The sequence below is a fragment of the Microcoleus sp. B13-B6 genome (assembly GCF_036705405.1).
GTDB lineage: Bacteria > Cyanobacteriota > Cyanobacteriia > Cyanobacteriales > Microcoleaceae > Microcoleus.
Map to the genome: position 1 here is coordinate 89,873 of NZ_JAUBUJ010000020.1, position 7,139 is coordinate 97,011.

Below are 7,139 nucleotides of genomic sequence, written 5' to 3' on the forward strand. Positions count from 1 at the left end.
AATTTCTATAAGTCGCAGAAAAATTAGGAAATTAGCTCGACTTTTATTAAAATATAAAAGGAACTGCTCAGTAGTCGAATTTTAGAGGTAAGAGTTGAAACAAGTGGGATTAGTGGCGATCGGACGAAATGAAGGGCAGCGCCTCCGCCAATGCCTAGTGTCTGCCACAGACAAAGTTGCCCGCGTCGTCTATGTCGATTCCGGCTCAACAGACGGTAGCCTAGATTTAGCCCGATCGATCGGAGCCGATACAGTTGAACTCGACCTATCTATACCGTTTACCGCAGCACGCGCCAGAAATGAAGGCTTTGCCCGCTTGCTGCAATTAGTTCCAGACATCGAATTTGTCCAATTTGTAGACGGCGACTGCGAAATCGTTGACGGCTGGATCGATCGGGCCTACAGCGAACTCACAGCCAAACCCGAGGTAGCAGCAGTATGCGGGCGCAGGCGCGAACGATACCCCGAAGCCAGCATCTACAACCAATTGTGCGACATCGAGTGGGATACCCCCATCGGCGAAACCAAAGCCTGCGGTGGCGATTCCATGATGCGCGCGGCAGCATTTGAGCAAGTCGAAGGTTTCAATCCCACACTAATAGCCGGCGAAGAACCCGAACTGTGCTTGCGGTTGCGCCAAAAAGGTTGGAAAATCCTCCGCTTAGATGTAGAAATGACCCTGCACGACGCGCAAATGAGCAGTTTCTCTCAGTGGTGGAAGCGGGCTCAAAGAGCGGGTCACGCCTATGCCGAGGGTTCCTGGATGCACGGCAGCGAACCAGAGCGCCATTGGGTCAAAGAAACCCGAAGCACCTGGCTGTGGGGATTAGTCTTACCAGCCCTAGCCTTGGCAATGACATGGCCGACAAAAGGCTGGAGCTTGTTACTATTGAGTGGCTACCCCTTAGCAACCTATCGCACCTATAACTATTATATAAAGCATCGGGATCTCACAACTAAAGACGCAGCCATCTACGCTTTGTCATGCGTATTAGCCAAATTTCCCCAGCTACAAGGTCAAATCCAGTTTCACCAGCGCCGATTGTTGGGGCAGCAGAGCAAACTAATCGAATACAAAACAACCAACTCTATTAATTCAGCCAGCTAGAATTACAGGTAACGTGCCAGAAAATCCACCCCTGAGTAGCAAACAAATGAGTAATAAAAAATTAAAAGTTTTACTAATTGTAGAGCAGTGCAATCCTGACTGGGCATCTGTACCTTTGGTGGGATACAATTTTTTTCAAAAAATTAACAACTTAGTTGATGCAACCCTCGTTACCCATATTAGAAATAAACCCGCTCTCGAAAAACACCCGGAATACGAAAATATTTTCTAGCTGGAAGAAGGAAATTTTAACAAACAGTATTATAAAATAGTAGCCAAGATTACGGCTAACGGGCGAGTAAATTGGCCTCTTTATAATGCCTTGAGCTACCCAATTTATGCAGAGTTTAATCAGCAAGTCTACCAAAAATTTAAAGGGAAAATTCTCAACGGAGATTATGACATAGTTCATGCAATTACCCCGATGATGCCCCGATATCCGTTTAAGGTAGTCAGTGTGTGTCAGCAGACTCCTTTTATTCTAGTGCCTGTGAATGGGGGCATCCCATTTCCACCAGGCTTTCAAGAAACGGCCAGACAAGAATTTGCTCAATTTGGTAGTAATAAATATGTAGTGAAGTTTAATTACAGTAATTGAATACATAAGATTATTTTATAAATAACACAATCAAATTTTGTGATTTTAATATTTCTTTACGCGCTCGAATGTAGATTGAGTTACAGTTAGGCTATCATAAGTAACTATTACTGGAATCCGTGGTATCTGCCAATATTAGTTTAGTCATAGAATATGCTACCCTCACGACCAAATTGCCCTGATTGTGGTTCAAATCACATAGTTAAAAATGGTAGAATTCATAATAAAAAACCAAAATACAAATGTCAAAGTTGCGGTCGCCAATTTGTCGAAAATCCGACCAACAAAGTAATTACCTCACAAACAATCATATTTAATCGATCGACTTCTTTTGGATAAGATTTCGTTGGCTGGTATAGCTAGAAGCACGGGTGTTTCTCAAAAATGGTTACAGGATTACGTAAATAATAAATATGCCTCAATCGAACGAACAGTAAAGGTTAAACCTAAAAAAAAAGTCAGATTGAATGTTGAATGTGATGAACTTTGGTCATTTGTAGATTGCAAAAAAAATAAGCAATGGGTGTGGTTAGCAATGGATAGAGAGACCAGGGAGCATCTCACCTTTGCGGCCAAGCTAGAAATTGGAGTTTTGAGGCAGGAGGCAGGAGGCAGGAGGCAGAAGGAAAGAGGAAGAAGGAAGGAGCCACAAGAAGGAAGGAGCCAGAAGAAGTATTTTTACAAATATGAGATGCTCCCAGAGACCAGAGAAATTATTGGTGTTTATATTGGCGCTCGTAGCGAAGAAGGAGCAAAACAATTATGGAATTCTCTACCTCCTGTATATCGACAATGTGCTGTTTGCTATACAGATTTTTGGGCTGCATATGCTTGTATTTTTCCTTCGCTACGCCATCAGCCAGTTGGTAAAGATAGTGGAAAAACTAATCACATTGAAAGATTTAATAATACTTTGCGCCAACGTGTTTCTCGGATCGTAAGAAAGACTCTTTCATTTTCTAAAAAGTTAGAAAACCATATTGGTGCTATTGGGTATTTTATCCATCATTACAACTATGTTTTGAGCCAATAAATATCTAATCACTACATATTTATTACTACCGTATTTTTAAGTCTCCTGATTCGTTGAAATTATCCCAACTAATTCGGTCTAAAAATACGTACCCATTTCGACAACTGGCTGACAGTTTTGCCCCGAATTCAACGGATTTCCCGGCTTTCCCTCTGACAATGGGGCGGATATGTGGTTGCTTTAAACTTATCCAACTGTCGGGAATACTATGTTCTTTCTTTTCATACATTGACAACTGTTGACGGTAGACTTCTGCAACTACTAACAGCATTTTATAATGAGATTTACTCAGCAACTGTAGCTCACCCATTCGCTCTATATTCGTCAAATTTCTTTGGATGTATTGCAGTTGTTTTTTAATGGCTTTTATTCTTTCTTTTCGTTGTGGTTTGCGTTTTTTTGCTAGAGTTAGGTATTCTTTCCTGGCTCGGTTTCGATATGCGATCGGCTTTTTTTTTACGGGTGACTGAATTTGATTGTGTAGAGCATCTATGATTTTTTCTGTATGTTCTCTTGCTTGATTTAATAGTCCTAAATCCGTCGGATATTTAATGTCGGATGGCGCGCAGGTTGCGTCTAATATTAATTTTCCTTGATTCTTAGGCTCACTTAGGTCTGATGACTTTTTTCTACTTCCTCTCCTTGCACTTGGGTCTGGTTTTTGACCATTTTTTCATTGATTTTATTGACGAGGTTGACACCTATTCTTTGCCGAAAATAAACGAACATGGATGAGTCAAATGGTGCTTCATTACTATAACCACTCAGACCTAGGAAGTATTGTAGGTATGGGTTTTCTCTTATTTGTTCTACTGTTTCGGCGTCGCTAGTTCCTAATCTTTCTTTGATTATTAATGCCCCCAAGGCCATACGAAACGATTTGGCGGGCGCTCCCGTTGAACAGGTGAAATTTTTGGCATATTCTACTTCAAATTCTGACCACGGAATTATTTTTGCCATGATTACCCAACGATTATTCTCTGATAATTGTCCCTGTCCGTTAAGGTCAAAGTTGGACGGTGCTTTTGGGGTTGGGTCAAGTTTTCGGTACATCAACGAAAGTGATACTGTGCATGGCTTTTGACTAATTTTAGCTCATAGTCTTACACTTTATCCGCGCCGCTCGCGAGTCAAAGTCTTTTCAGGTAAGGGTTTTAGGCTTATTCAGCAAGCCCTATGTAATTAATTTTGCTTAACTACTTAGCAACGAACTGGGGCGGCCCTGCAGATTATCTGAATTCCACTTGCGGTATTTTAGTAGAACCCGCTTCCAGAGAAGGCTTTGTCAAGGGACTGACAGATGCGATGCTCAAGCTCGCCCAGTCACCAGAATTGCGGCAGAGTATGGGTTGTGCGGGACGGGAACGAGTCCGGCAGCATTTTGATTGGGAACACAAAGTCGATCGAATGCTTGAAATTTATCAACAAACGATCGACGATTCCCCCAAGCATTAGGTAGCCGACCATTAAAGCATAAAGCAGCAGCTTTCAGGTTGAAAGCTGCTGCTTGGGGGTGCTAAAAATGTATGTGGCGACCCAAAGACCCCGCTCTACATCCTAGCTAGCTAAAAACGGGTTAACCCGTTTGTTTGGTTAACCCGCGAGCTTGGAAACATGCAGATCAATTAGTTTTGCACTACCAGCTTAACGTTGGCATTTTGCAAACCGCGCTGCTTGACTGCTGCCAAGGTCTTGTTAACTGCGTACTTCTGGTTGATGGAGTTGATTAACTCAGTTTGATTGTGCTTTTTGGCGACACCCCAGAGGTCGGCAATCAGGTCAAAGGAACCATCGCTATTGCGAGACCAACCGAGGTCATATTCGCCTTCCAGAATCGCCACGATGTCGGAGCGAACGCGCTGACCGTTATAGCCACGAACATCAGCTTCTGACTTGACTGAAATGCCCAAGTCGCGCAGGGAAGCTTTCAGGATTTCGGCATCGGTGATTTTGGTACGCAGTGTGCTAAAGTGAGACATTGGATTTCCTCCTAATACAACTGAGAGAGAAACAACAACGGTCTGGATTTAACGGTGCCGCTGGGCGGCTCTTGAATCGAACTGCTAGCTGTTGCTAGCCTTTGCTCCTGTTTGGACCAGGAGAAAGCTTTTAGAATTCCATTCGCTGGTATTCAGCGACGGAAGACGCAGCGGGCCGTGCACGCTGTCTAGCCCAATCTCGCAGGGCGGTGACCTGTTCGGTCATTGTTTTAGACAGTGGCATTGTGGATTTAATGGCCGCGATGATGTCTAGCTGCGTAAACTCTCGATCTTGAGCGAAGGCTTCGTACATTGCGGCTACTAGCGCTTGCTCAATCTCTGCACCTGAAAAGCCCTCGGAAACATTGGAAAGTTGCTCTAAATCGAAGCGAGTAATTTCCCGACGGCGCTTTGACAGGTGAATCTTAAATATATCTTGGCGTTCTTCTTTGGTAGGCAGATCAACAAAGAAGAGTTCGTCGAATCGGCCTTTCCTCAAGAATTCTCCCGGCAACCGCTCGATTCGGTTGGCTGTTGCCATTACGAAGACTGGGGAAGTCTTTTCTTGCATCCAAGTGAGGAACGAACCGAAAATCCGGCTGGAGGTGCCTCCGTCTGAGTCGGCCGAACCAGTGCCTCCTGCAAAGGCTTTGTCTAGTTCGTCGATGAAGAGGAGGGCTGGAGAGATCGATTCTGCGGTTTTGAGGGCATTGCGGAGGTTTGCTTCCGATCGACCCACCATCGAGCCGTCGTAGACTCTACCCATATCTAGCCTCAGCAGGGGCAGTCCCCAGAGGCGGGAGGTGGTCTTAGCAATCAGCGATTTTCCGCATCCGGGTACGCCGAGAATTAACATCCCTTTTGGTTGGGGCAGGCCGTATTCTCTCGCCCTTTCTGTAAAGGCGTTGGAACGCTGTCTCAGCCACCGCTTCAGCTCTTCTAAACCGCCGACTGCATCCAGGGTTTCGTCTTCTTCAATGAACTCTAGAATGCCGTTGCGCCGAATTAATTGCTTTTTCTCCGAAAGAACTATGTCTACTTCTTCTTCTGTGAGGCGCCCAGTCGAAACTTGGGCTTTGCGATAAACTTTTTCAGCTTCGTCCTTGGTCAATCCCAAGGCTGCTTTTAAAAGTTTTTCTCGCCCTTCTGTGGTAATGCGTCGCGATTTCGTTTGCTCCAACTGACCAGACAATACTTGGTTTAGTTCCTTCATGTCTGGCAACGCGAAGTCTAATACCACTACTTCCTTTTCTAGCTCGATCGGAATTTGCTGCAAAGGAGACATCAGTATAATTGTCTTTTGCGTTCCTTTGAAGTGGGCGATCGCATCGCGCAACCACCTCGTTACCGGAGGAGAATCTATAAAAGGATGCAAATCTTTGAAAATGTAGATGCTAGCGTTACTGTTGGGTTCTCGCTGCCTGATCACCCATTCAATTGCTGCCTCTGGCGAGACGGTGTTGTGTTGGGTGGTGGTGCGGGGTTGACCATACTCCACAATGCCGTGAGTTACAGTCCAGATAAATACTCGTCGCTGTGGTTTCGCTTGAGCTATTGTCGAAATTGCTTGCTCACACCGCTCTTCCTCGGATGTCACGAGGTAGATCAGAGGATATTGAGCTTGGATTAGAATACTGATCTCTTCTTGCATATTCCTCGACCCACTAGAGACGGTGCTATCTTTGCTGAATCTCAATGCTGCCATTAGCCCTGTTACTGAAATGTTCAGTTTTAGCTTTTTGGGGAAGCAAGGCATTCTTAGCAGGGAACCAATTCTTCCTCTCCCGGTTTGGCCGTGCTGGCACTGACGCCCGACACCTGCTTTACTGGAAGATCCTGTTCAGCCAATACGCTCGGCTGACTTGTTACGGATGCCAGTTCTCCATCTCGCATTACTACTGAACCCGTGCATTCTGGACAGTTGTATACCCGATGGGTTTGTCCGTAGGAGGCTTCTACTTCGTCAACCAGTTCGGGATTTCCTAGGTAGAAGACAATTGCCCTTTCTGCAATTGATGACATCGGTTCAGTTTCGACTGCGGCTCGGATTTTGAGCTGGCGATGCAGTTCTGGTGGAAGATACAATGTAACTTTTTGCTTTTCTTGCATATGACAGTGAATTGACTTACCCGGGTATGTATATCAGATTAGCCGCTTAATTCTTTGCTGTCAAGCCTCTATGCTGCTTTAGCGTCATCTTGTAATATTTCGTTACATTTGACGTAAATCTGGGGCAGTTAACAACGAAAAAGTTAGGGGTGTAGCTGATGAGGCCGAGGTGCAGCGGCAGGTATGGGTAGCGTCAATCGATTTGAGATTTTAGATTTGAGATTTTAGAGGCGACCCCACGGATAAATGCGGGGGCTTGAGGATTTTTGATTTTCGATTTTGGATTGATTCCACGGATAAATCACGTGGCGG

The 7,139-nt window shown here is 44.8% G+C and carries 8 protein-coding genes and 2 pseudogenes; 6 read left to right on the plus strand and 4 right to left on the minus strand.

Annotated elements, in window-relative coordinates; all coding sequences use genetic code 11:
- Positions 1-94: 94 nt before the first annotated feature.
- From QUB35_RS11755 to QUB35_RS11775, 5 genes and pseudogenes are all read left to right on the plus strand, one after another.
- Positions 95-1,108, plus strand: coding sequence for a glycosyltransferase (locus QUB35_RS11755; RefSeq protein ID WP_333142091.1), 1,014 nt, complete (start codon positions 95-97; stop codon positions 1,106-1,108).
- Positions 1,109-1,154: 46 nt separating this feature from the next.
- Complete coding sequence (locus QUB35_RS11760; RefSeq protein WP_333142092.1) at positions 1,155-1,340, plus strand: hypothetical protein; 186 nt, start codon at positions 1,155-1,157, stop codon at positions 1,338-1,340.
- 90 nt (positions 1,341-1,430) lie between these two features.
- On the plus strand, positions 1,431-1,706 hold the full coding sequence (locus QUB35_RS11765) for a hypothetical protein (RefSeq protein WP_333142093.1): 276 nt from the start codon (positions 1,431-1,433) through the stop codon (positions 1,704-1,706).
- Positions 1,707-1,859: 153 nt separating this feature from the next.
- Positions 1,860-2,250 (plus strand): annotated as a pseudogene (locus tag QUB35_RS11770) (IS1 family transposase); the annotation flags it as partial.
- Positions 2,242-2,739, plus strand: coding sequence for an IS1 family transposase (locus QUB35_RS11775; protein ID WP_445252026.1), 498 nt, complete (start codon positions 2,242-2,244; stop codon positions 2,737-2,739). The pseudogene QUB35_RS11770 and the gene QUB35_RS11775, both read left to right, overlap by 9 nt.
- Positions 2,740-2,773: 34 nt before the next feature.
- On the opposite strand, the pseudogene QUB35_RS11780 reads toward QUB35_RS11775, so the two are convergent.
- A pseudogene (locus tag QUB35_RS11780) lies at positions 2,774-3,792 on the minus strand (IS5 family transposase); the annotation flags it as partial.
- 135 nt (positions 3,793-3,927) lie between these two features.
- On the opposite strand from QUB35_RS11780, the gene QUB35_RS11785 reads away from it, so the two are divergent.
- Complete coding sequence (locus QUB35_RS11785) at positions 3,928-4,194, plus strand: glycosyltransferase family protein (RefSeq protein ID WP_333142094.1); 267 nt, start codon at positions 3,928-3,930, stop codon at positions 4,192-4,194.
- A gap of 170 nt (positions 4,195-4,364) precedes the next feature.
- Here QUB35_RS11785 and QUB35_RS11790 read toward each other — a convergent pair whose 3' ends face one another.
- From QUB35_RS11790 to QUB35_RS11800, 3 genes are all read right to left on the minus strand, one after another.
- Entirely contained in the window at positions 4,365-4,718 is a 354-nt protein-coding gene (locus QUB35_RS11790; RefSeq protein WP_006635781.1) for a DUF1257 domain-containing protein, read from the minus strand.
- Positions 4,719-4,848: 130 nt separating this feature from the next.
- Positions 4,849-6,369: a stress-responsive protein Ycf46 gene (ycf46, locus tag QUB35_RS11795; protein ID WP_333057291.1), complete on the minus strand. Its 1,521-nt coding sequence runs from the start codon at positions 6,367-6,369 to the stop codon at positions 4,849-4,851.
- Positions 6,370-6,476: 107 nt separating this feature from the next.
- The gene (locus QUB35_RS11800; protein WP_006635783.1) at positions 6,477-6,827 is read right to left on the minus strand and encodes a hypothetical protein; all 351 of its coding nucleotides are present in this window, start codon (positions 6,825-6,827) and stop codon (positions 6,477-6,479) included.
- Positions 6,828-7,139: the final 312 nt, after the last annotated feature.